This window comes from Listeria kieliensis (genome assembly GCF_003369925.1).
Lineage (GTDB): Bacteria > Bacillota > Bacilli > Lactobacillales > Listeriaceae > Listeria > Listeria kieliensis_A.
The window spans coordinates 313,704-338,407 of record NZ_LARY01000001.1; the positions used below are offsets into that span (position 1 = coordinate 313,704).

Here is a 24,704-nt window from a genome sequence, read left to right on the forward strand (position 1 = left end):
TTGCGTTATCATAAGGTATAGTTAGAGAAGGAGGAAAACAATATGAAAGGTTTCATCATTGCGCTACTGGTTATTATCCTTGCTGTGCTACTTTTGACCATACTTTGGCCAGCGATTATCGCAGCAGTCGGTGCAGTACTCGGATTTTATTCCTATAACAAACTGCGCGAGTCGAACTCAGTTGGAGAAAAAGTACTTTATAGTATTCTGATCGCACTCGGTGCCCTCATGATTTTCTCTAATCTAAAAGGTGCAATTGCAGTGATCGTTGTTGCAGCGATTGTTTATTTCTTATTGAAGAACAAAAAATCCAAGCGTTACAAAGAAAATGATACATTCGATTACCCATATAATAAATAATTTTTGGAGGAGACAATTATGGCAAATCTATTTGATAAATTAAAAGAGTGGAACAAAGATGTCAGCAAGAAGTTGGACGAACGAAATGAAAAAAAACGAAATTCCGTTAGTTATTACATGGACAAAACAAAAGCTGAAATTAAAGAAGCTGAACGCATGGTGGAAAAACAACGTGAATTAAAATCGCTTTTCTATAAAGAGTATAAAGAAATGGAAACTTACGTTGAAAAACGTCGTCACCAAGTTGAAGTAGCGAATGAAGCGGGTGAAACGAAACTAGCTGATTTTGCTCAAAAAGAAGTGACTCAATATGAAGAGCAACTTGCGACAACGAAAGAACACTATGATCAAGCGGCGGCACAGCTTGAAGAATTAGAGCTGCGGATGCACGAAATGCGTTTGAAGTGGAAAAACTTAAAAACGCAACATCTAGCAGAGATGGCTGAAAAAAATGCTGAAGAAACATCGCAAAAAATGGATAAAGTCATTCATGACATGAGTTGGGGCAGTGTATCTGATTACCACGAAGCTCAAAAACAACGTGATTTAGCTGAAGAGGCGAATAAAAAAGCGGATATGGCAAAAGAATTGTCTCAGTCATTTGATGATTTAATGGATGAACTAGAAAAGAAAACAACGAAAAGCAAAGAAGTCATTAAAGAAAAGACACAAGATTTCACTTCGATGGTAGACGACTTAATCGAACGAGAAAAACAAAACTTTAAGAAAAAAGATCGCGCTTCAATGGATGAAAAACTAGATCAGCTAGAAAAAGAAGCGGGAAAAAAAGAACCTCAATCTAAGTCAGATGAAGAAAATGAAATGCCTTTAGAGAAAGACAGCAACAATGAGGATTCACCTAACAAAGAAGAAAAGTAATAGCTAAAGCAGAACGAAAAATCGTTCTGCTTTTTTTGTGTCTAAAATTCAATTTGATTTTCTGCCAGTTTTTCACGTGTGAGTTCTGAGAGTAGTTGATCCAGTAACTGATAGTCATTGTAGGTAAGATTTCTGTGAAATAAAGTGAATTTTTTTCGAAATGCTAATTCGGAAGGAATTGAACTAGAGATTAATAAGTCACAATTATTCGGTGCATCTAAATAACTGAGAAAAAGACAATGATAGTCGAGTTTTTTTATTTGGTGAATTAAGCGATTATGCAAGGGATTCATATCAAAATCAATGAGAATCGTGATGGCAGGCAAATACTTTGTAAAATCAAGATTATCAGCAAGGATTCGGTTCAGTTGACGCCGTATCACTTCCTCAGCTACCGCGAGTTTTGGATAGGTATCAATGAGTTTGGTGCTGATTTTTTGCACGATTTGAGTAAGAAAAAGATTATTTCTTTCTTGTTTGTCTCGGAAAGGAATAAAATCTTCTTTTATTCCTTGGAAATAAGTCACCATGGAAAAAACTTGCATAAACTGCATTTTGATTGCCGTCATATCCATTTTGCGATAGTCTTCATCAGTTAAGAACACATGTAAGTATTCCATCAATGTAAGCAGCATGTGATAGGCGGTAGTGGGATTGTTTTGATAATGAAAAAACATTTCATGTATCAAACTATAATCGCGATTTACAATCGACGGGCCTTCCAAAATAGCTAAAGTAAAAGAGTTTTCTAGCGTGACTTGCTCTTTAGGGCTGCCAAGCTCAACCAGCTTTCCAGAATTATATAAAATTTTGTTTAATGGACTGTTAGGGTTGTGCGTAATTTGCCTTGTGATGAAATTTTTTGTTGCTCTACGTGACAAAATAACCGCAATATCGTAAAGAATCGTTTCTTGGATCATGTTTGTATGATGTGAAGCTAAATAAGGTGCTGCGTCTTCGATTTCTTTTATCAGCTTTTCTTTTGGAACCAAAATAAACGGCCATTCATTTCCGTAATAGATGGCCCAGAAAAATGCTTTATACATAAACCGAATTTGATGTTCTTCCCCAGTGATACGAATCGGAGAAGACAGAATTTGAAGATCGTAGCGCTTTAAAAAAACATTTAGCTGTTTGATATTTTGATGAATTGTGACCGTGCTACTAAAACATTTTTCGGCAAGAATGGAAGTGGAACTCACCTGCTGTGTAAATAGCTGTGTCAAAATTTGAGCAGGAATAGACTGCTTGGCTGTTTCTTTATATAAATCAAATAAACAAGCATTTAAATTCCCAATCGAAAATAAAACATCTTTTTGGACGGAGAAGGCTGCTTGATTATATTTCTTCATACTAAACAAATTAATTTCATCAATAGTTGTTAGTAACGTTTTTTTGCTTACTTCAAGTTTAGCTAATAATTCGTCAATGGTTTGTGAGCCATGAATAGTCAGCTCATTTAAAAGAACCAACATTCGCTGGTCTTTTTTACTCAATAGATCAATAAAATTCATATTCCCTCCATATAAATGTTAAATAATACATAAACAAAGGATACTACCTCTCGCTAATTTTGTCTATTCTGTGAACAAAATTTGTTTTTTATAGTATTAAAGAAAAAAAATAAATAAATTATACGTTTTTTTTTAATGTCAACGCTTTCTATATAGATTAATGAAAATTTTTTTCTCTAAAAAAAGTAAAATAATTTATCTTAAAAGTCATGATTCACTGGTATTGTAATAGCAGAAAGACATTTGAATTCAAAAAGAGACATAAAACTGTCACAAAAAAAAATAAAGTTGTACAACTGATAGGTTTTTTTACGAAAGAGGAGCGATTATAATGGCGTATGTCAACGAAATGAAGGGAAGTGGACTTTTGATTACATCAGTTTCCATAAATAAAATCATCGAAGAATTGGATTTTAACAAGGTTCATGAAAAGCAAGTCATTAAAGAGACGATAACAAAGGAAGTTACTATTAATTTTTCACGAACTGCTAATCCATATATTGCTTTTTTAACGAGTGGTGTTTGTGTCACCTATTTAGACTCTCCCTTTGATCATCAGCGAAGAGTATTGGAATTTTTAGTTGATAAAGCAGTTTTAGGCTTAGAAATGATTACAAAAGACGAAATTGCGTGTTCCAAGTTTACGCAAATTCAAAAAGGAGCAACTGTTGTTTTTATTGAACTAGAGTATCTTTTGAATTATTTATCAATACGCCCATCTTTTTCGGAATTTTTAATGAAATATATAATAGAATCAGAAAAACGACTTTCAAGGCGCCTATTTACCTTATCCAATTTTAGTAGAAGGAAAAAAGTTTTGTCTGCATTCATTGAATTAATTGAAGAAAGTGGCATTGAACGTGAAGGGGAATGGTTTATTTTACCTAAGGGGATTAAAAGTAAGGACCTTATAAATTTTTGTAATGTCGATAAATCATTCTTCTATAAAATGATGCAAGAATTCTTCTTTAAAGGCATTTTACAGTACACCGAAGATCAAAGAATGAAGCTCCATAAACAAAAGTTACAGACGGAGATCCTTCAAATTAATTAATAAAATGACGTTTTAATCCCCATTGAGAGGAGGTGAAAGTTTTAGGCGCGGATAGCGGGAGCTATAAAAATTCATTAGGAAAAGGAGCAACTAGAGTTTATGAAGAAAAAAAGTTTGAAAAAGGGGAGCATATTGGTTGTTGCGGCTTCATTAGCTGCTAGCCAGCTTTTGGCAGCTTCTCCGGCACTAGCAACAAGTACACCAAACGAAAGCAAAGAAAATGTGGCTACTGGTGTCAAACAGCCGGCTGCTTCAACGAATTTGCAAAAAGATCTTAAGAAAGATGGATCAAAAGTTAGTGGTTCCAATTTTAAGCGGACACTGGCGATAAGTCCAAGAGCTACTGAAATTCCAGTAACAGTGGCAACACCTGCAGAGTTAGAATCGGCACTAAGCCTTCAAAGTAATGCCAATGTTATTAAACTTGCCAATGACATTACTTTAATGAAAGATATTAATCTTTCAAAATCGGTAAGAATTGAAGGGAACGGTTATAAGCTTTCCTTTTCAGGAAAAAGAATTGCCGTTTCAGGTTTCACAAGAATAGATTTATCGAACGTTGCTTTATATAACGGAAGTAATGGATCAAACGTTGCGATGTTTACACAAAATGGGGCAAATTCGAGCCCTGCCATCAATGTTTTGGGTGATGTGACCTCTAGCGGTTTCTTAATTGATGCAGCAAACGGTGGTGCCCTAACAATTTCTGGTAAGCATAATACATTTACTGGTAATCAATCTTCTATGATTGCCAATATCAATCAATTTAAAGTAGAAGATAATGCACAAATTGATCGAATGGAAGCTGTGAGAAATGCAATCCAAGTTTCAACAGCGGGAAATATTTCGATCGGGAAAAACTCTTTGCTCAATATTCGTTCAAATACGGGATATGCTTTCTCCGGAGACAGAAGCACTTTGCTTGTTGGTGAAGGAGCCAAAGTAATTTCCAATTCACAATTTGGTGCTTTTTCCGTTGGTTTTTTACAAATTAATAATGGAGCAAGTATAAATATTTCTTCTGGAGTAAATGGCGGAAATGGTACAGGTATTCGCTCAGTATCAGGAGTGTCAACAGGAGACGATGTCAACCTTGATATCAAAGTTTCTGGGAACGGTATTGAAACAACAGGAGCTAGTTCCAATGTTAAACTAGGTCTAAATAATAAACTTGATATCACAAGTACAAGCTTTTCAGGAATTGTGACAAAAGGATTCTCTTCCGGTGAAGGCTCAGATTTAACAATTAACGCTTTGAGAGATGGGATTACAGCAGATGTTGGTGGGGTTAAAATTGGCGAAATTTCTAATCAACCAGTAGCTAGCACAAAGAAAAATGTGAAAATCAACTCGGGAAATGCATCAGGAATTAACTCTCGCGGAGACATTAATCTAGGCGACAACATTAATTTTAATATTCAGTCTTACTTCAATTCACTTGGTTTAGGAGCGGGGCAAACACCTGCAATGGTGAACATTGGATCATACAGTCATTTAGAAGCTACATCAGCAAATAACATGGGGATTAGTGCTGCTTCTATGAAAGTAGGAAATGATACAGACTTAGCGCTTTCATCTTTACAAACCGGGATTTATTTAGGAAATGACGGCAGCGGTCTTACTACAGGCAAAAACGTCAAATTCAAGATTAATGCTGGTGGGGATGGAATTACATCAGGTAAAAACCTAACTTTTGATCAAAATAATGAATTAGATATTAAGGCTTTATCAGGAAATGGAATATCAACGATCAATTCAGCTAAAATTGAACTTGCTGAAAAGAACTTACTAAAAATTCAAGCTCGACTAGGAATTCGCCAAGCAGGAAATGCATCTTTGTTTAATTTAAATCGTTCGTCAGCTTTACGTATTTATAATACAGAGCAGCAAGGGATTTTTACAGATGGAACAACCATGTTTGGAGAAAATACAACTGTTGGGATCAGTGCAGCTCAAGGCGGAGATTATTCTGCGATTCGGGCAAACAGCAAAATTCAATTTAATGAAGGCTCGAAACTAAATATTCAAACGCTGTCTAATCAATCCACTTCTGTTTTTGACTTGAGTGGTGCAGATAGTTCGCGACTTGAAATTATTAAACCGGCATTGATGGATATTCGTCAAAGCAATCATTTTAATCCAGGACTTGGTCGTTTGATTCGTGGTCGAGGAAATGGAAATACAGCTTTTCAAACTCATTTTGTGATGGATACTGTTAGTCAACTGTATTCATGGAATCGTGGACAAGCTTGGAGTACATCACCAACAAACTCTTGGAAAAATGTATCTGCGGATACGATTTTTGTTCCTAATTTAAATGGTGTTAACTATAACTATTATGGAGGCCCAACCATTGGGGACAATGTGACAGGTTTTGATATATATAGCTATTCTCGTCTTGCAACTCGTACAGATAGCTCTAACTTGATGCCTACAACAATTGAAAAATTAATGACGACTTCCACAGTTGCAAAAGGGACTGCTGAACCAGGTGCAGATGTTGAAGTGAAAGTTGCAGATCAAGTTATTGGGCACGGTACAGCAACAGCCGATGGTAGTTATAATATAACGATTCCAGCACAAAAAGCTGGTACGCAAGTAAAAGCACAAGCATTTGTTGGAACAGATAAATCTAATATAGCATCTACGACTGTTATCAGTGCAACAGCTGGAACTATCACACCTGATCTATACACTGTTGGTAAGACAGAAGTGACTGGTACCTATACAGGTGACGTTGCAAAAGCGAAACTTTATGTAAACGGGAAATATATTTCAACGGGTGGTTCATTTAAAGCTTCTAAGTTTGCATACTATGTAAAAGCAGGAACCATCAAAGCAGGCGATAAAGTTGAACTCGTTGCGCTAGACAGTACAGATAAAGTACTTGATAAAAAAACTGTTCAAGTAAACAAAGTGCAGACTGGAACTGTTACACCAAGTCCATTTACAGTTGGCGGATCAACAATTACTGGTAGCTATACTGGTGAAGTGGCACAAGGGCAATTGTTTGTGAATGGGAAACACATATCCACGGGTGGAACATTTAGTGGTGGCAAGTTTTCTTATTATGTGAAAGCTGGAAGTATCAAAGCGACAGATAAAGTAGAACTAGCTATTTTTGATAAGGATCAAAAAGTCCTAGATCGAAAACCTGTACAAATTGTGGGTGTGGCTGAAGGTAGTCTTACACCAAACGCTTTCACTGTTGGATCAACTATGATCACTGGTAACTATAGTGGAGAGATTGTACAAGGCCAACTATTTGTAAATGGCAAGTTTGTTTCAAAAGGCGGCACATTCAGTGGCGGCAAGTTTTCTTACTATGTGAAAGCTGGGACTATAAAGGCAACAGATAAAGTTGAACTTGTTGGACTTGATAAAGATCAAAAAGTTTTAGACCGGAAAACAGTTCAAGTAAACGGTGTTTTAACTGGAAGCCTTACACCAAATTCTTATGTCCCTGGAACAACCTCTATTACTGGTACTTATAGTGGAGATGTAGTGAAAGGTCAACTATATGTGAATGATAAATATGTTTCAACTGGTGGAGCGTTTAGTGGCGGTAAGTTTTCTTATTATGTGAAAGCAGGAACCATTAAAGAAGGCGATAAAGTTGAACTCGTGGCACTTGATAAGAATAAGAAAGTGCTAGATCGTAAAGTGGTTTCTACAGTTACTTTAAAGGGAGAGATTACGCCTAAAGTTTACACACTTGGAAATTCTACAATTACTGGTACGTATACGGGTGCAGTAGCAAAAATTCAATTGCTTATTGATGGTAAATCTGTCTCTTGGGGTGGAAACTTCCAATCTAACGGCATGTTTTCTTATTATGTAAAATCAGGACTTATCAAAGAAAAATCAAAAGTGGAAGTCATTGCTTATGATGCTCAAGATAAGCCTTTAGATCGTAAAATTGTATCTGTAAAAAGCAATATAGAAGGCAAATTTGTTTCAGCTACCTATAAACTTGGTGACACAGTAATTAAAGGTGCTTTTGATGGCGATATCTCTGTCGCTAAAGTATATATTAATGGTGTTCCAGGTGCTTGGGGTGGAGACTTTAATGTTGGTGCTTTTTCCTATTTCGTTGGAAAAAACAAAATAAAAAAAGATGACATTGTCAAGCTGGAAGGTTATAGCGAAAACACAAAATTATTGGATACAGTAACAGTTAAAATTTTAGATTAAGTTATTTTTACGTCTGTTGCTTTTAGAGTTTACTAAAAGCAACAGATTACTTTCATTCATAAGGTGGTTGGAATAATAAATGAAAAAAATATGGATAAGTTTAGGCGTGATAAGTGTATTAATTTTATCTGCTTGTGCAGGACAAAGTGAGAAGTCGAGTTCAACAGATCACACACAAGCAATCTCAGCGAAAACTAAAGCTATTGTTGCAAATGGCTTAAAAATTAAGGTGAAAAAACAGGAAGTAAATCAAAAAGCAGAAGGAAAGAAGCAACAACAACTTTATACGTTTTCAATTGAAGCTGAAAATGTTTCAGCTACTAATAAGGGAATTGGTGCCATTGATTTTGTTCTTAAATTGAAAAATGGTAAAGAAATAAAAGTAGACCCTTCCATGGCAGCCTTTGGTGATGAGCTGAAAAAAGGAAAATCGATTACAGGAACTGCATCTTTTGCTGTTAATTCCAACGAAACAGTTTCCAAACTTGTATATAAGCCAGTTGAAAAAGGATTAGCAGAATGGGATGTGAATGCCAAATGAAAATCGTGACAATGGGGCTTGGATATATTGGACTACCTACCTCTCTTATGTTTGCTAATCATGGTGTAGAAGTAGTAGGGGTTGATGTTTCAGAAGAGACTGTTGATCAGTTAAACCAAGGAATAGTTCCAATTGAAGAGCCAGGGGTTCAAGATTTTCTTCAAACAGCACTTGAAATAAAACAATTTCAAGCAAGCCTTGTACCAGATTATGCAGATGCTTTTATTATAGCTGTGCCAACCCCGAATATTGAAGATCAGTATGGTAGTTGCGATCTTCAATACGTCAAACGTGCACTTCAAAGCATCCTACCTTACGTACGCTTTGGAAATACAATTGTGATCGAATCAACGATTGCACCGCGAACGATGGATGATGTCGTTGCTCCATTTTTTGAAGAAGCAGGGTTTGAAATAGGTTCGAATTTATTTTTAGTCCATTGTCCAGAACGTGTTTTACCTGGGAAGATTTTGCATGAATTGATTTTTAATGATCGCATTATCGGAGGAATAACTCCAGCATGCACGAAAAAAGGACAAATACTATACCAAACATTTGTTCAAGGTGAACTTTTAGGGACAGAAGCAAAGACGGCAGAGTTATCAAAGCTGATGGAAAATACGTATCGTGATGTGAATATAGCACTTGCTAATGAACTCGTTCAAATAGGGACAAAACTTAAAATCAATGCTCTTGAAGTGATTCGTCTGGCTAACCGGCATCCACGCGTGAATATTCATCAACCAGGTCCAGGAGTTGGAGGACATTGCTTGGCTGTTGATCCCTACTTTATTGTAGCAGCTGCCCCTAAAGAAGCGGAGCTCATTTATAAGAGCAGACAAATAAACAGTAGTATGCCGCAATTTATTTTGAATCAAGTTGTGAGAATGATGGAAATGAATAAAGGAACTAAGCTAACAATTTTAGGCCAGGCTTATAAAGGCAATATTGATGATATTCGTGAAAGCCCAGCTGTTCAAATTACCAAGCAATTAAAACTTTTAACCGATTATCAAATAGCTGTATATGATCCACATGTGCAAAAAGAGAATGCTGATACGCTGAAACAAGCTTTTGAAGGAAGTGACTTGGCTCTTATTTTGTGTGATCATGATGAATTTAAGAAAATTTCAATAGAAAATATTCAATTGATGAAAACTCGTATAGCATTCGATACTAAAAATATACTTTCAAATAGAACGGATTTCGACAAGTATTATACATTAGGTAATATTTTTCAATTTGAACCCACTAACAAAAGAGAAATGCGTTTACCATTTTGATAGGAGAAAAGCAATGAATGAACGAATTGATTTAAAAAAAGTACTAGTAACAGTTAAACAAAATTTGGTATCTATTTTTGCGATCATTCTTATTTTTGTAGGAGCAATGCTTGTATATTTAACTTATTTTACAACGCCTATTTATCAAAAAAGTACGCAAATACTTGTTAATCAGTCGGAGAAAAAAACAACTAATAATGTAGAAGCGCAAACAGTTCAAGCCGATTTACAATTGGTGAATACTTATAGCACGATTATTACAAGCCCTCGGATTTTGGAAAAGGTTAAAGATAAACTGAATGGAAAATATAAAACGCAAGAACTTGCAGAAATGATTGAAGTTAAGAATACAACGAATTCGCAAGTTATTGATATCCGCGTTCATGATAAAAATCCAGTAGTCGCTACAAAAATTGCCAATTTAACCGCACAGATTTTTACTCAGGATATACAGAAAATTATGAATATTGATAATGTTACTCTTCTTTCGCCAGCCCAGTATACGGGTGAGGAAATTCCGATTAAACCGCAAAAAGCATTGATGCTTGCACTAGCTTTTCTTTTAGGGCTCGTAGCTGCTTTTCTGTTCATTGTAATCAAATTGTTTTTTGAACGAACGTTTACTTCAATAAAAGAAATTGAAGAGTTGCTAGAACTACCTGTGCTCGGAGAAGTGAGTACATTTCAAAAAGAAGACTTCTGTCTGACTGAAACAAAAGACAAGCTAAGGAAGTGACCCATTTTTATGAAAGAAAATGTAAGAAAGCCCGTTAAGCAAGAAAAGGAGAAAGCGGCTACGGAAGAACAGTTTAGACTCATTCGTGCGAGTATTGATTTGGCAAATAGTGAGCGCAAAAAACAAGTGATTTTAATTACCTCACCAGAAAGCGGTACAGGAAAATCGACAGTTGCCTCACATCTTGCGATTTGTTACGCGAAAAAGGGCGAACGTACCCTTTTAATTGATGCTGATTTAAGAAAACCAACGATTCATAAATACTTTCCGGTTAGCCGCTATGTTGGACTTACAAATATTATGGCAGAACAAAGCTCAGTAATGAACGGTTTGCAAGAAGTAGAGATGGATGGCTATTCGTTGAGTATCTTAACGGGGGGACCAAGTCCATTAAATCCAAGTGAATTGCTTTCCTCTAAAAAAATGGAGCAATTGGTAGCTCAACTGAAACAGTTTTTTGACATCATTATCGTGGATACGCCGCCTATAACGATTGTCTCGGATGCTCTCGTATTAACGGACCTTGCCGATGGAGTTATTTTGACATGCCGCTATCATCAAACCGTAAAGGAAAAGGCGCAATTGGCGGTTGAAAAACTCAAGCTCTCGAAAGCTCGCTTACTCGGTGTGATATTTAATGGAACTAAAAATGCAAAACATTATTATTACTAAAGAGTTTTGAAGAAGATGATCGTTTAAAACTTATTTTACAAGGGGGAGACAGTAATGAATTCAATAAAAACAAGCATGCAGTTTTTTCCCAAAGAAACAGGATACGTAAAGTGGAAGAGGCAGATGGGGAAGGGATTAAGTCTGATTGGGCTGTTTGTTCTTGCCCCTATTTTCTGTGTTATTGCTCTCGTTATTAAAATTTCTGAAAGAGGAGCGCCTGTCTTGTTTAAACAAAAACGAGTAGGGAAAAATGGGCAAATATTTGAAATGTATAAGTTTCGAACGATGTGTGTGGATGCGGAACTTCAGCTAGAGCAATATTTAAATCAAAATGAGGCTACAGGAGCGATGTTTAAGTTGCGAGAAGATCCACGAGTAACTACAATCGGACGTTTTTTGCGGAAAACGAGCTTGGATGAACTGCCACAACTGTGGAACGTAGTAAAGGGCGAGATGGTACTGGTTGGTCCTCGTCCGGCTCTACCACGGGAAGTGAGAACTTATACGTCTCATGAAAAGAAGCGATTACTTGTGACTCCTGGCTGTACGGGCCTTTGGCAAGTGAGCGGCCGGAGTGAATTAAGTTTTGATGAGATGATTGAACTAGATTTGACGTATATTCAGTATTGTTCATTTAAGTTGGACGCAAAAATAATAGCCAAAACATTTTTAGCAATTTTCAGATCTAAAGGAGCTTACTGATGGAGAAGGAAAAAAGATTTTATCTTCTAGGAACTTACCTAGATCCACTAAGCATGCAAGAAACGCTAGCAAGAATTGAACAATTGATTTTGATTCGAGAACCCGTGCAACATGTAGCGATTAACGCTGGGAAAATTAATTTATTACAGAGGGATGCTGAACTGAGAAGCATCATAAACGAGTGTTCGTTGATTAGCGCAGACGGTCAAGCAATCGTGTGGGCAGCTAAATTTTTAAATCATGACATCCCAGAACGTGTCGCTGGAATTGATTTGTTTCAAGAGCTCGTTCGACTTGCTGCCGAAAAAAGCTGGCGTGTTTATTATTTTGGAGCGAAACAAACAGTTGTTCAAAAGGTTGTATCTAAGCACCAAAAATTGTACCCGAATCTTCAAGTAGCAGGATTTCGGAATGGTTATTTTGAAGAAGAGTCTGAAGAAATTGCTGCTGAAATCCGCGCAAGTCGTGCAGACATTTTATTTGTAGGCTTCTCTAGTCCGAAAAAGGAATTTTGGATTCATGCCAATCTAGAAAAGCTTCATGTTCCATTTGTGATGGGCGTTGGTGGTAGTTTTGATGTGATTGCGGGAAAGACAAAACGAGCGCCACTTGTGATGCAAAAAGCTGGACTTGAATGGTTTTATCGCTTCTTACAAGAGCCAAGGCGTATGGCAAAACGCTATTTAATTGGAAATGCGATTTTCTTATGTTCAGTCTTGAAGGAAAAATGGCGGATGGAAAGAAAAAAATGATGATAAAAACAGTACCTATCCATGTTAATATTTTTATTTTTTTTATTTGGATTTTTCCAGTTACAGACTTTTTAAATGGTTTTTTTCTCACATCAGGATACGCCATTCCAATTGGCATTTTATACCGCTTTTGCTTTTTCTTTTTTTTGATTTGTGTAATTGCCTCAGGTTTATTCGCAAAATCAAAATTCACATGGCTTATTTTGTTTTTCATTGTGGGGAATTTTTCTATTTTTCTCATTCAAGGTATCGTTTTACAAAATTCACTTGATTGGCTTGCTAAAGATGCGCTTGTCTTTGTGAAATACTTTTTGTGGGCATTAATTCCTTATTACTTTGCTCAGCACAAAAAAAGTTTTAAGCAAGTGAATCTGAATGCGCTATTTTTATGGATTAGTTTTCTTTTTACAATTGAACTTATCGTTCCTTATTTTTTAGGCATAGGTTATAAAACGTATGATCATTCAGATGCCGGCTATAAGGGCTTTTTTTTCGCAAATAATGATACAAGCTTAGCTTTTATTGTTTCAATTACCTTTACAGCACGAGCTTTATTAGCGGCTTTGCAAAAAACTTGGAATCTTCGTGTCCTTTTTTTAACGGTTCTTTTGTTTGGCAATTTGTTTTCCTTGCTATTACTTGGAACAAAAACTGGTATTCTTTACGGCATTTTAGTTTATGTGTTTTCCCTATTTTATTTGCTGTTTAAAGCTACGTATGAAACGGTCCTTCACAAAATCTCAATTTGGCTGATTAGCCTTTTTAGTTGTAGCTGGATCGTCCTTTTTGGATTTCGTTACATGGCCGAACTAGTGCAAGGAACTTATGAGCGAATTATTTATTTTTACTATCTTTATGATGGAAATTTGATCCGTCTTTTAACCAGTTCTCGAAGTCATTTTTTGGAAAACGGTTGGCAATACTTTTTGAGTGATCCACATATGCCTCTTACATTGCTTTTTGGGCAAGGATTTGAATATCGACTTGAACATTTTGAACGACTAGGATTGATCGAAATGGACTTTTTCGATGCTTTTTTTGGATTGGGATTTTTGGGCGTACTTTTGTTATTCCTCTTATTGGGATATTTTGCCTTCAAAGCATTTCAACCCGGCAAGCGTTCCATCTACAGTTTTGTTTTTGTGGTTATTATTGTTTACAGCTTTTTTGCCGGTCATGTCTTATTTTCCGCACTTTCTTCCACCTTTTTAGGGCTCGTTTGTGGAGGGATCATTTTACAAGAGAGGAAATGAAAAAATTTTGAAAACTTTATTGATCCGTTTTAGTCAGTTTTCACTTGGGGCGCTTGGTTCAGCCTTATTAAATTTAATTATGCTCCCAGTTACTACTTATTTTTTGACTCCTGAAGAGTATGGGAAAACGAGTATGTTTTTCTTAGCACAAACACTGCTAACTTATTTCATTTATTTGGGGTTTGATCAGGCTTTTACACGCGAATTTCATGAATATCCAGTTAAAAAAGCTTTGTTAAAACAAGCGATGGCGGTACCACTAATTGGCGCACTGGTAATTATTATTTTTTCATTTTTACTAGCTCGTCCGATTTCTTTTCTCTTGTTTGCTGATGCTCATTATACCCATGCAGTAGAGTTGTTAGCCTTTTCCAGTTTGTTTCTCATTTTTGAACGGTTTATTTTATTATTTTTGCGGATGAAAAATCAAGCTATTCGATTTTCTATATATAGCATTGTTGTCAAGCTGATGGTTTTACTTGGCACTCTTTTAGCGCTTTTTGTTGGACCAAGAAGCTTTATTACCGTGGTTTACGGAATGCTCTTTGGACAAATTGCAGGAGACCTTTTACTGATAGTGCTACATATAGACTTGTTTCGGAAAGCGGAAGCGAAATGGGACGTCGCTTTTATCAAGCAACTTGCAAAATTCGGCTTTCCGATTGTAATTGGCACCTTTTTGTATAGCTTGCTTATCATTTTGGATAAGGTATTTTTGCGGATGTTTTCTGGGTTTCATGAACTCGGAATCTATACAGCTGCTTTTAAAGTGGCTAGTGCGCTTATGATTTTACAAGTTAGTTTTGCTAACTTCTGGGTGCCAACGGCTTATGAATGGTTTCAAGAAAAAAAACCGATTTCTTATTATGAAACAGTTAGCCACTTCGTTATGTTAGCCATTTCTGTTGCCTTTTTAGGTTTACTGTTTTTTAAGAGGTGGTTCATTTGGATACTTTCACCAGCTTACTTAGATGCTCAGTATATTTTTCCACTACTCACCTTTTATCCACTCATGATGACGGTGAGCGAGACAACGAATTTGGGGATTGTTTTTTCTAAACGAAGTTCTCTAAACATCTATGTGTCACTCGTTGCTGTTTTTGTCGCAACTATCTGTAACCTTTTCTTAATTCCTGTTTACGGAGCTCTTGGCGCAGCGATAGCAACAGGAACCGGGTATATTTTTTTCTTTTTAACACGCACTTATTTTTCGATGAGAAACTGGGAAGGGTTTCCAGTAAAACGGCATATTTGGACGACACTAATTTTGTATCTGCTGGCACTTAATAGTGCTTTTTTTCGAGAAATATGGCTGGAAAAAATCTTTATTTTAATGGCCTTTGTTTGGATACTCTTTTTATATCGAAATGAATGGCGAATGCTTTTACAGTTAACAAAGAAAGGTTTGAAAATATGAATATTTTAATGGTAGGGCCCGGTTCAAATGAAAAAGGCGGTATGGCAACGGTGATTTCAAATTTCAAACAATATTTTAATGAACCCGAGGTGCACCTTTTCTTTTTAGATTCTTGGACAAAAAGCAAAAAATGGAGGACGGAATATTTGGCTTATGTTCGAATTCGAAAAATGATTCATACAAAGCAAATTGATTTGGTTCATTTTCATGTGGCGCAAAAAGGCAGTTTTTTTCGTAAAGCTCTTCTTGCCAAGCTCGTCCCTAAGAATTGTCGCGTGATTTTTCACATGCATGCTTCACAGTTTGATCTTTTTTATAAGCAAAGCTCAAAACTTGCAAAATGGTGGATTCGCCGCACTTTGAATCGACTAGATGGAGTTGTTGCTCTCAGCGAAAATTGGGCAGCCTTTTATGAGAATTTAACGAGTGCACGGGTTTCCGTTATTCCGAATGCGGTGAAGATTCCTGAGAAAACTCTTTTTAACCCGGAAGCACTCAATATTATTACATTAGGACGCGTTGGAAAGCGAAAAGGTAGCTTTGATTTGCTTGAAATTGCGAAGAAAATCTATCCGTTTTTCCCAAAAGTGCGATTTATTCTTTATGGCGACGGCGAATTAGAGGAAATCTCGAAGAAAATTCGAGAGGAAAAGATTCAAAATGTATCTCTTGGAGGGTGGATACTTGCTGAAGAGCAAGAACGGGTTTTGCAAAACGCAATCCTTCATTTTTTACCATCGTATTCTGAAGGGCTGCCGATGGCGATTTTAGAAACAATGGGAGCTGGCATTCCAAATCTTACTACTAAAGTGGGCGGGATTCCCGAAGTTATTCGTTCTGGTGAAAACAGTTTGCTCGTGTTACCTGGCGATTTGGACGAAATGCTTGAAAAGCTGCTGTTTTTTTTGAGTGTGCCAAGGCTTCAAAATGATTTAAGTCAGGAAGCTCGTCTTACAGTTCAAAAAGATTTTTCGATCGGCAGTTATCATGCGAAATGGGTTTCTTTGTATCAAAAAACGCTCAATGATAAAAATCCTGATTAATTTCGCAAACTTCGGGTAAAATTGAAATGATGAGTTGCTTTTTTTGGGAAAAGCGGTATAATAATTGGTATAGACCGATTAAATTTAGGAGGCATGTGACGATGGCAATAAAAGTAGTAACAAATGCAACCATTTACACTGGTAAATTGGTACTCGAAAATGCTTACATTCGTTTTGATAAACAAATTCAAGAAGTTGGTCAAATGGTGAACTTCAAACCGCAAAGTGGGGAAGAAGTCATTGATGCGAAAGGACAAAAAATTGTTCCTGGCTTTATTGATGTGCATTCACATGGTGGATACGGGCACGACGCAATGGATGCGGATCCAGAAGGCTTGAAAAAACAAGTTCGTGGAATGCTTCAAGAAGGGATTACCACTTATTTCCCAACAACGATGACACAGTCGAAAGAAAACATCGAAAAAGCATTGCGTGTGATTAATGAAGTGGCACAAGATGAACCGCTAATTGGTGGGATTCACTTGGAAGGCCCATTTGTATCCACCGTTTTTAAAGGCGCACAACCGGAAGAATATATTATGGCGCCAGATTTAGAACTCTTTAAGAAATGGTTTGAGATTTCAGGCGGACGTATTAAGCTTGTTACTTACGATCCTGAACACGAAACTTCTCCTGCATTTGAAAACTTATGCTATGAACTAGGTGTTGTACCAAGTATTGGTCACTCAAATGATGTGCGCGAACATTTGAAAACAAGTAAAGCCACTCATGCAACGCATCTTTACAATGCTTGTCATAGAATGACGCACCGCGAACCAGGTGTTCCAGGACATGTGCTTTTAGAAGATGGCATTGAAGCGGAACTAATTGTTGATGGTATCCACGTTAATCGGGATATGGTCAAACTGGCTTACAAAATGAAAGGTGCGCACGGTATTTCTCTTATTACGGATTCAATGCGTGCTAAAGGAATGCCAGAAGGAAAATCTGAACTTGGCGGTCAAACGGTTATTGTGAAAGACAAACAAGCACGTTTAGAAGATGGAACACTTGCTGGAAGTGTTTTAACTTACGATGATGCTTTCCGTAATATGATCGAATTTACAGGTTGTACAATTGAAGAGGCTGTCTTGATGAGTTCAGTGAACCAAGCAACAGAGTTCGGACTTACTTCAAAAGGAAGCCTTGAAGCAGGGAAAGATGCCGATTTCAACATTTTAGATCAAGATTTACAAATTACCGCGACGTATTCGTACGGTCAAAAATATGAGTGAAATGAGAGGAAAAACGATATGCAACTTATCAAAGTAGAAGACAAACTAAGTGGATCAAAAGAAGGACTTCAAATCATCGAATCTGCCATTAAAGCAGGGAAAGTGAGTACTCTTGGACTTGCAACTGGAAGCACCCCCGAAACGCTTTATGCGGAATTTATTAAAAGTGATGTAGATACGAGTGAAATTACAACTGTTAACTTAGATGAATATGTAGGTCTTGCAGCGAGCGATCCAAACAGTTATCATTACTATATGAATGATTTGCTTTTCTCGAAAAAGAAATTTAAGGAAAGCTATTTACCGGACGGTCTTGCAGAAGATGCGGAAGCAGAATGCAGTCGTTATGAAGGAATCTTAAACGAGCATCCGGTGGATATTCAAATTCTTGGAATTGGAACAAACGGACATATTGGGTTTAATGAACCAGGAACGCCGTTTGATTCGTTGACACATAAAGTGCTTCTTACGGAGTCAACACGTGAAGCGAACAAAATTTATTTTGAAAAAGAAGAAGATGTGCCGACACATGCGTATTCAATGGGGATTAAATCCATTATGAATGCCAAGAAAATTATCTTGCTTGCTTTTGGGAAAAGCAAAGCAGAAGCAATCAAAGCTACGGTAAATGGACCTGTTTCAGAGGATTGCCCTGCTTCTGCACTTCAAAATCACCCAGACGTGACGATTATTGTGGATAATGAGGCGGCTTCACTTCTGTAAAAATGAGGGCTGAAAAATGATCGATAAAAAATCAGGTATTCCAATTTACATGCAAATTCAGGCAGAAATCAAGCAAAAAATTGAAGCGGGGACATGGAAAATCGGGTCGTCCATTCCTGCCGAAAGACAACTTGCTGAAATGTTTCATGTGAGCCGGATGACTGTGCGCCAAGCGATTCAAGGATTAGTGGATGACGGGATTTTGCAGCGGCGCGTCGGTGCGGGAACGTTCATTGCGGAAAAGAAGCTGACTGAACGACTTGAGGCGGTAACGAGTTTTACAAACTTAATGCTTCAAGAAGGAAAAGCTCCTTCAACGCGGATTGTTTCGTATGGGATTCGTCCAGCAAGTATTCAAGAGCAAGATGCACTGAATCTTAGCGAAAATAGTAATGTCATGAAAATCGAACGGATTCGTTATGGGGATCAAGTTCCCATTTTGTTTGAAGTAGCTGCGATTCCCGAACAAATTGCGTCTCTTCTAACAAAAGAGGATATTATGGATTCCTTGTACAATGCGATTGAGACAAAACTTGGACGGAAAATCGGCGATGCGGAGCAAGTGATGGAAGCAGCGCTTGTTTCTGAAAAAGTAGCGCCGTTCTTAGATGTGAAACTGGGTTCTCCTGTCATGAAGCTACGGCAAATCACAGCGCTTGATGATGGTCGACCATTTGAGTTTACGCGTTCCCAGTATGTGGGAAGTCGCTTTCAGTTTGTTGCTAAAGTTAAACAATGATGATTTATTTAGAAAAAACGCCAAAACCTTTGAGGTTTTGGCGTTTTTGTTAGTTTAAGTTTTTCTTTAGTTCATCATGGAGCCGGGCACGTTCAGAGTCTGAAACATTGAAATACCAAGGACCGCCTGATTCTTGGCTTCCTTCTCCTTTAACTTGGAGGTTATCTACATTTGAAAGTGCTCCACGATAATTTTTAGCGATTCGAGTAATATCAGTCATTGTAAAGTCAGTTTCAATATTATCGCCGATAGCATTTAAAATGCCATCAAATCGCCAAATGATACCGGTACTAAGGGCTTTGTTGGCGATAGCAGACATTACTTGTTGCTGTCGTTTTTGGCGCCCGAAGTCACCTTCTGAATCGGATTTCCGGATTCTAACATAAGTCAGTGCATCTTCCCCATTTAAACTGATTTTTCCTTTTTTGAAAGATTTTCCTTTGAAGTTTAAACCTTCCTTATCATTTGTAACTTTGACACCACCAACAGCATCTACAAGGTCGCGGAATCCTTCCATGTTGATTTTGATGTAGTAGTTAAACGGAATGCCGTTTAAGAATTCAGTAGCAGTGGCATCAGCCATCTTCACTCCGCCATATGCATAAGCGGCGTTAATTTTGTGTGGGTTGGAATCATATCCCGGGATAAGCGTTTTTGTATCCCGTGGTACACTAAGCATTTGAATTTTATTCGTTTTTCCATTTACAGTAGCTGCAATTAATGTATCAGAACGCCCCTTATCGCCATCGCGTTCATCAACCCCAAGAATTAGGACAGAGAACGGTTGTTTTTTGTCAAGAGCAACAGCTGTATTTTCCTTTCCGCTAATAGGTGTATGAATTTTATTAAATGTCGAAGTCGTTTTCCAGTAAGCAAAACCTAGATAGCCGACAATCAGCAAAACAATTACAAGCAAAATGAGCAGAAAGATTTTAAGACCTTTTCTTTTCTTTTTACGTTTTCTATTTTCTGTTCGCAAATTTGTCATCCTTTCCTGCATATTTACATTATCATTTTATACTACTTTTACTTGTTCGTCAGCAATTTATGAAAAATCGTTAAAAAATAGACACAAATTCTTCAAGAAGTGTTTAATCTTAAAGAAATTTTAAAAGAACAGACAAGAAACAGGATTTTCATTGTTTTTCAATTTGAAAGAAAGTATAATTAACTATTGAATAAAGCGATAGAAAAAAGGAGGGGCCTCACTTGATTTTACCCATATTGATTATTTGTCTTCTGGCTTCTTTGATTTTAACACCATTTATTCGTCAGTTAGCCCTTTATTTTGATGTGACGGATAAGCCAGATAAAAGACGGGTAAACGTGAAACCAATACCGAGTCTTGGTGGTCTAGCCATTTATATAAGTTTCAGTATAGGCCTTTTTTTACTGCCGATCGATAAAGTGATACTTTGGCCAATTTTTATTTCTGGAACAGTAATGATGCTTACGGGATTTATTGATGATTTATTTGAAATTAAAGCGCGATATAAACTTTTAGGTCAAGTAGTGGCTGCTTTTATTATTGTTTTTTGGGGCGGTATTACCATTGAATTTGTCAATCTACCGTTTGGTGGAGAATTGCATTTTGGTGTGTTTAGTATCCCGCTTACGATCTTATGGATTGTCGCGATTACGAATGCTGTGAATTTAATTGACGGACTAGACGGCTTAGCTGCTGGTGTTTCAACGATTGCACTGATTACCATTTTAGGGATGGCTTTTATTATGTCAGACCCGGTTGTAATTATGCTTTCAGCACTTTTAATTGCTGCAACACTTGGATTCTTACCCTTTAACTTTAATCCAGCTAAAATTTTTATGGGAGACACAGGAGCCTTATTTTTAGGTTTTTCGATTTCTGTGCTTTCAGTGATGGGCTTTAAGAACGTTACTTTTATTTCGCTTATTGTCCCTATTTTAATTCTCGGCGTTCCGATTTCTGATACAATCATTGCGATCATTCGCCGAATGGTTACTAAACAGCCACTTGCCATGGCAGATAAGTCGCATATCCACCATCAACTGATGGGTCTTGGATTTACTCATCGTCAAACCGTGATTTTAATTTATGCGATTTCCGCACTTTTTTCGCTTTTTTCCTTTATTTTCACGATGTCGACGGTTTGGGGTTCCGTTTTACTTATGGCCATTTTATTACTGCTTGTGGAGGTTCTGATTGAGTCACTTGGCTTAATCGGACAAAATTATAGGCCGATCATGAAACTCTTGCGGATTGAATCTGATTCGTCAGATGAAGAGAAAACTGAATAAATAAAAGCCCGGTTTAGCATGCTAAACCGGGCTTTTTTTCTTAAGGGATATTGATGCAAGCGTGAAGTTGTGATACATTATTTCAGTAAGCCTAAAGGAGAAATGAGGAAAATTAAATGGAAATTATTGCGACAGCAGAATCAGCACTGCAAGCCGAAAATTTGCTTCGCGCCGGGATTGATACGCTTTATGCGGGAAACAGTCGTTTTGGACTTAGACTGCCGACTTCGTTTAGTCTTTCTGAACTAGAAGAGCTAACGAAACTCGCACATGCTTATCAAAAGGAAATTTTAGTTCCGGTCAACGGACTCATGCACAATGAGCATTTCGACGAGCTCCCTGAATTTTTAAAGGCGCTTGCTGAAATGAAGGTGGATAAAATCGCCTGCGGAGACCCTGGGGTTATTTTAACACTAGAAGAACTCGAACTTGATTTACCTTATGTGTACGATGCGCAAACTTTTGTGACAAGTGCTGAACAAATTGATTTTTGGGTGAAACAAGGAGCGATTGGAGCGGTTCTTGCTCGAGAATTAACAAGGCCTGAACTGTTTGAAATTAGTCAAAAGTTGGATTTGCCTGTGGAAGTACTTGTTTACGGGCCGACTTGTATTCATCAGTCGAAGCGTAAACTTGTGACGAATTATTATCACATTGTGGAACTGAATGAGGATGCAAGCAAGGAACGTGGCCTGTATCTTCGCGAACCGAATGATTCAGAAAGTATGATGCCGATTTACGAAGATGAAAATGGCACGCATATTTTTAGTTCCGAAGATATTTCGATGATGCCTTATCTAAAAGAGCTTTTTGATGCGGGATTAACAACTTGGAAATTGGATGGGATTTTGATGCACGGAGCGGATTTTGTTGCGATCGCGAAGTTATTTGTCGAAGCAAAGGAAGCGCTTGAAGCAGGTAATTTTGTTGCGGAAACCTTTGTGAATCATTTAGCAGAACTTGCGCCAAGTACGCGAAACATGAATGCTGGATTTTATTTAAAAGATCCGGATGAGGTCAAGTAAGGGGGACATATCAGTGAAAACAATCACGAAAAAACCTGAGGTGCTTGCGCCGGCAGGGAATTTAGAGAAATTAAAAATCGCTATTCGCTATGGGGCGGATGCTGTTTATATTGGCGGGCAGGCTTTCGGGCTTCGTTCGCGTGCAGGTAATTTTAGCTATGAGGAAATGATTGAAGGCGTTTCATTTGCTCATGAACATAATGCTAAGGTTTATGTAGCTGCTAACATGGTAGCTCATGAAGGTGATACAGAAGGAGCAGGGGAATTCTTTTTAACGTTACGGGAGATTGGAATTGATGCCGTTATTGTTTCAGATCCTGCGCTTATTCAAATTTGTTTTGATAGCGCACCGGGACTTCCTGTGCATTTATCGACACAATCTTCTGCTACGAACTATAAAACACTTGAATTTTGGAAAAAGCGCGGGCTTGAGCGGGTTGTACTGGCTCGTGAAGTGAGCATGGAAGAAATTCGTGAAATCGGTGAGAAAACAGATATCGAAATGGAAGCTTTCATTCATGGCGCGATGTGTATTTCTTATTCGGGGCGTTGTACGCTCTCAAATCATATGGCGAACCGGGATGCGAATCGGGGTGGTTGCGCACAAAGTTGTCGCTGGAAATATGATTTGTTTGAAATGGACCATGGCATAGCGCAAAACTTGGTAGACGCGGACGAAGAACCGTTCTCAATGAGTGCAGTCGATTTATCAATGATTCGCTATATTCCAGATATGGTGGATGCAGGTGTGGATAGCTTGAAAATTGAAGGTCGAATGAAGTCCATTCATTATGTATCAACGGTGGCTAGTTTGTACCGCAAAGTTGTAGATGCGTATTGTGCGGATCCGGAAAACTTTGAATTTGATCCTGCTTGGGAAGATGAACTTTGGAAAGTGGCTCAACGAGAGCTGTCAACGGGTTTCTTTTACCAGGAACCAACAGAAGATGAGCAGTTGTTCGGGAAAACACGAAAAATTCCTCAATATGCGTTTGCAGCTCAAGTGCTTGCTTATGATCCAGAAACGAAGATAGCAACACTCCAACAGCGAAATAATTTTGGTGTGGGGGATGAAATCGAGTTTTATGGTCCAAGCGATACGGGCTTTAAGCAAGTTGTGCGGGAGATTTGGGATGAAGATGGTGAATCAATTGATCGTGCCAAAAATGCGATGATGACGATTAAAATGGTTGTTGATGAACCAGTTGAACCATTTTATTTTATGCGTAAGAAGAAATAAATGAAAAAGGAATCCCGATTTCGGGATTCCTTTTGATTTTTAACATAAAGAAACAGCCGAAGCTGAATTCGACTGTTTTAATGTTTGATCGATTGCCAAAGCACTTCACCATTTTTTAAATAAATCGGTGTGACTTTTTGTTGCAGTCGCCACTTTTTCATTTGCCGTTCAATTTGACAAGCCGGTACATTATAAAATTGTGCCATGGATTCAACCGATGTAAGTTTGACTTCTGCTATATAATCTTCCATTTCAGGCTTTTCAGGCTCTGGAAAATGATTTAAGAGCTCAGAAAGAATGTGTACATAAACATCATAGCGATGCAAGCCACTGATTTTAAGTCCAGCCTCTTCAATATTTCGGTTAAAGAAGACTATTGTCGGATTCTCCGTTATTTCCATTTCGCGTGCAACTTTTTGATCACCAACGTAGGCACGCTTTGCAATGCTTGAAGAAAAGTCTTTTTTGAATTCGGCTAAATCAAGTCCCACTTCTTCAGCTTTGTTAAAGAGAACCGTTTCATTTGAAATATCTTCGCCATACACAAAACAAGCTTCCTGAATCTTGCGTAAAAAGGCAATACCGAGATTTTTTCCTTGCATTTCGGCGGCTTTAACAGCAAGACAAGAAACATAAGATTGATGCGCCTGCTCTTGCTGGTCCTTTAGTGGAATTCCATCCGCCGCGCGCTTTTTCCTGCACATAAAAGTTTGTAAGTTATTGTGAAGAATATATCGTAACTTAAAGTAATTTCCATATTCCATCTCAAGGCGTCTGATGTTTGATTCTAACTCAAAACAATCGTGACAAGCAGGATCGAAAAAGAGATAAATCTCAATCGGTTTACTGTTGGCGACAGATTTATAATAAAGATTTCGATTGATCATTTTAATCACCTGATTTTTTATTTCTAATCTAATTTAGCAATACTTTTGCATCCTAAGGAAATTCTATAGAAGTATAGTTGTGAAAGAAGGATACAATATACCATCTACTTCTATTTTATCAGCGTCCTCTCAATTTAACAAATAATTGAAACTTGAAACGGATAACACTCTAAAAAAG

At 37.5% G+C, this 24,704-nt stretch carries 22 protein-coding genes; 19 read left to right on the forward strand and 3 right to left on the reverse strand.

Translation table 11 applies throughout. From position 1 onward, the window contains the following. The first annotated feature begins 42 nt into the window (after positions 1-42). Positions 43-360, forward strand: a complete 318-nt coding sequence (locus tag UR08_RS01610) for a lmo0954 family membrane protein (protein ID WP_115751921.1) — start codon at positions 43-45, stop codon at positions 358-360. 18 nt (positions 361-378) lie between these two features. Then, positions 379-1,239 (forward strand): PspA/IM30 family protein, encoded by an 861-nt coding sequence (locus tag UR08_RS01615; protein WP_115751922.1) that lies wholly within the window; start codon positions 379-381, stop codon positions 1,237-1,239. Positions 1,240-1,280: 41 nt separating this feature from the next. Here the strand turns inward: UR08_RS01615 and UR08_RS01620 are convergent, their stop codons facing one another. Then, positions 1,281-2,753, reverse strand: coding sequence for a helix-turn-helix domain-containing protein (locus UR08_RS01620; protein WP_115751923.1), 1,473 nt, complete (start codon positions 2,751-2,753; stop codon positions 1,281-1,283). 331 nt (positions 2,754-3,084) lie between these two features. Here UR08_RS01620 and UR08_RS01625 point away from each other — a divergent pair, with 331 nt between their 5' ends. From UR08_RS01625 to UR08_RS01690, 14 genes are all read left to right on the forward strand, one after another. Continuing rightward, positions 3,085-3,807 carry a cyclic nucleotide-binding domain-containing protein gene (locus UR08_RS01625; RefSeq protein ID WP_115751924.1) on the forward strand — a complete coding sequence of 241 codons (723 nt, stop codon included), beginning with the start codon at positions 3,085-3,087 and terminating at the stop codon, positions 3,805-3,807. 99 nt (positions 3,808-3,906) lie between these two features. Beyond that, positions 3,907-8,001, forward strand: a complete 4,095-nt coding sequence (locus tag UR08_RS01630; protein ID WP_115751925.1) for an immunoglobulin-like domain-containing protein — start codon at positions 3,907-3,909, stop codon at positions 7,999-8,001. Between the two features lie 79 nt (positions 8,002-8,080). Further along, positions 8,081-8,542 carry a DUF4354 family protein gene (locus tag UR08_RS01635; RefSeq protein ID WP_115751926.1) on the forward strand — a complete coding sequence of 154 codons (462 nt, stop codon included), beginning with the start codon at positions 8,081-8,083 and terminating at the stop codon, positions 8,540-8,542. Beyond that, on the forward strand, positions 8,539-9,825 hold the full coding sequence (locus UR08_RS01640) for a nucleotide sugar dehydrogenase (RefSeq protein ID WP_115751927.1): 1,287 nt from the start codon (positions 8,539-8,541) through the stop codon (positions 9,823-9,825). The genes UR08_RS01635 and UR08_RS01640 overlap by 4 nt, the downstream gene beginning before the upstream one ends. A 13-nt stretch (positions 9,826-9,838) precedes the next feature. Then, positions 9,839-10,561: a YveK family protein gene (locus tag UR08_RS01645; RefSeq protein ID WP_115751928.1), complete on the forward strand. Its 723-nt coding sequence runs from the start codon at positions 9,839-9,841 to the stop codon at positions 10,559-10,561. A gap of 9 nt (positions 10,562-10,570) precedes the next feature. Further along, positions 10,571-11,233, forward strand: coding sequence for a CpsD/CapB family tyrosine-protein kinase (locus UR08_RS01650; protein WP_115751929.1), 663 nt, complete (start codon positions 10,571-10,573; stop codon positions 11,231-11,233). A gap of 54 nt (positions 11,234-11,287) precedes the next feature. Continuing rightward, complete coding sequence (locus UR08_RS01655) at positions 11,288-11,935, forward strand: sugar transferase (protein WP_115751930.1); 648 nt, start codon at positions 11,288-11,290, stop codon at positions 11,933-11,935. Further along, positions 11,935-12,687: a WecB/TagA/CpsF family glycosyltransferase gene (locus UR08_RS01660; RefSeq protein ID WP_115751931.1), complete on the forward strand. Its 753-nt coding sequence runs from the start codon at positions 11,935-11,937 to the stop codon at positions 12,685-12,687. The genes UR08_RS01655 and UR08_RS01660 overlap by 1 nt, the downstream gene beginning before the upstream one ends. After that, a complete protein-coding gene (locus tag UR08_RS01665) occupies positions 12,684-13,940 on the forward strand; it encodes an O-antigen ligase family protein (protein ID WP_240616011.1) in 1,257 nt (418 codons plus the stop codon). Before UR08_RS01660 ends, UR08_RS01665 begins: the two co-directional genes overlap by 4 nt. Positions 13,941-13,947: 7 nt before the next feature. Next, on the forward strand, positions 13,948-15,357 hold the full coding sequence (locus tag UR08_RS01670; protein WP_115751932.1) for a lipopolysaccharide biosynthesis protein: 1,410 nt from the start codon (positions 13,948-13,950) through the stop codon (positions 15,355-15,357). After that, a complete protein-coding gene (locus UR08_RS01675) occupies positions 15,354-16,400 on the forward strand; it encodes a glycosyltransferase family 4 protein (RefSeq protein WP_115751933.1) in 1,047 nt (348 codons plus the stop codon). Before UR08_RS01670 ends, UR08_RS01675 begins: the two co-directional genes overlap by 4 nt. Before the next feature lie 101 nt (positions 16,401-16,501). Next, positions 16,502-17,635 (forward strand): N-acetylglucosamine-6-phosphate deacetylase, encoded by a 1,134-nt coding sequence (nagA, locus tag UR08_RS01680; RefSeq protein WP_115751934.1) that lies wholly within the window; start codon positions 16,502-16,504, stop codon positions 17,633-17,635. Between the two features lie 18 nt (positions 17,636-17,653). Beyond that, positions 17,654-18,358: a glucosamine-6-phosphate deaminase gene (locus UR08_RS01685; RefSeq protein ID WP_115751935.1), complete on the forward strand. Its 705-nt coding sequence runs from the start codon at positions 17,654-17,656 to the stop codon at positions 18,356-18,358. Between the two features lie 16 nt (positions 18,359-18,374). After that, positions 18,375-19,097, forward strand: a complete 723-nt coding sequence (locus tag UR08_RS01690; RefSeq protein ID WP_115751936.1) for a GntR family transcriptional regulator — start codon at positions 18,375-18,377, stop codon at positions 19,095-19,097. Positions 19,098-19,146: 49 nt separating this feature from the next. On the opposite strand, the gene UR08_RS01695 is transcribed toward UR08_RS01690, so the two are convergent. After that, positions 19,147-20,085 (reverse strand): LCP family glycopolymer transferase, encoded by a 939-nt coding sequence (locus UR08_RS01695; protein ID WP_115751937.1) that lies wholly within the window; start codon positions 20,083-20,085, stop codon positions 19,147-19,149. A 221-nt stretch (positions 20,086-20,306) separates the two neighbouring features. Between UR08_RS01695 and UR08_RS01700 the strand changes: the two genes are divergently transcribed. The 3 genes from UR08_RS01700 (at position 20,307) to UR08_RS01710 (ending at position 23,639) form a co-directional block, all read left to right on the forward strand. After that, a complete protein-coding gene (locus UR08_RS01700; RefSeq protein WP_338067032.1) occupies positions 20,307-21,374 on the forward strand; it encodes an MraY family glycosyltransferase in 1,068 nt (355 codons plus the stop codon). 116 nt (positions 21,375-21,490) lie between these two features. Continuing rightward, a complete protein-coding gene (locus tag UR08_RS01705) occupies positions 21,491-22,399 on the forward strand; it encodes a peptidase U32 family protein (RefSeq protein WP_115751938.1) in 909 nt (302 codons plus the stop codon). Positions 22,400-22,412: 13 nt separating this feature from the next. Next, positions 22,413-23,639 (forward strand): peptidase U32 family protein, encoded by a 1,227-nt coding sequence (locus UR08_RS01710; RefSeq protein WP_115751939.1) that lies wholly within the window; start codon positions 22,413-22,415, stop codon positions 23,637-23,639. 77 nt (positions 23,640-23,716) lie between these two features. Here UR08_RS01710 and yjbH read toward each other — a convergent pair whose 3' ends face one another. After that, positions 23,717-24,526, reverse strand: coding sequence for a protease adaptor protein YjbH (gene yjbH, locus UR08_RS01715; RefSeq protein WP_115751940.1), 810 nt, complete (start codon positions 24,524-24,526; stop codon positions 23,717-23,719). Positions 24,527-24,704: the final 178 nt, after the last annotated feature.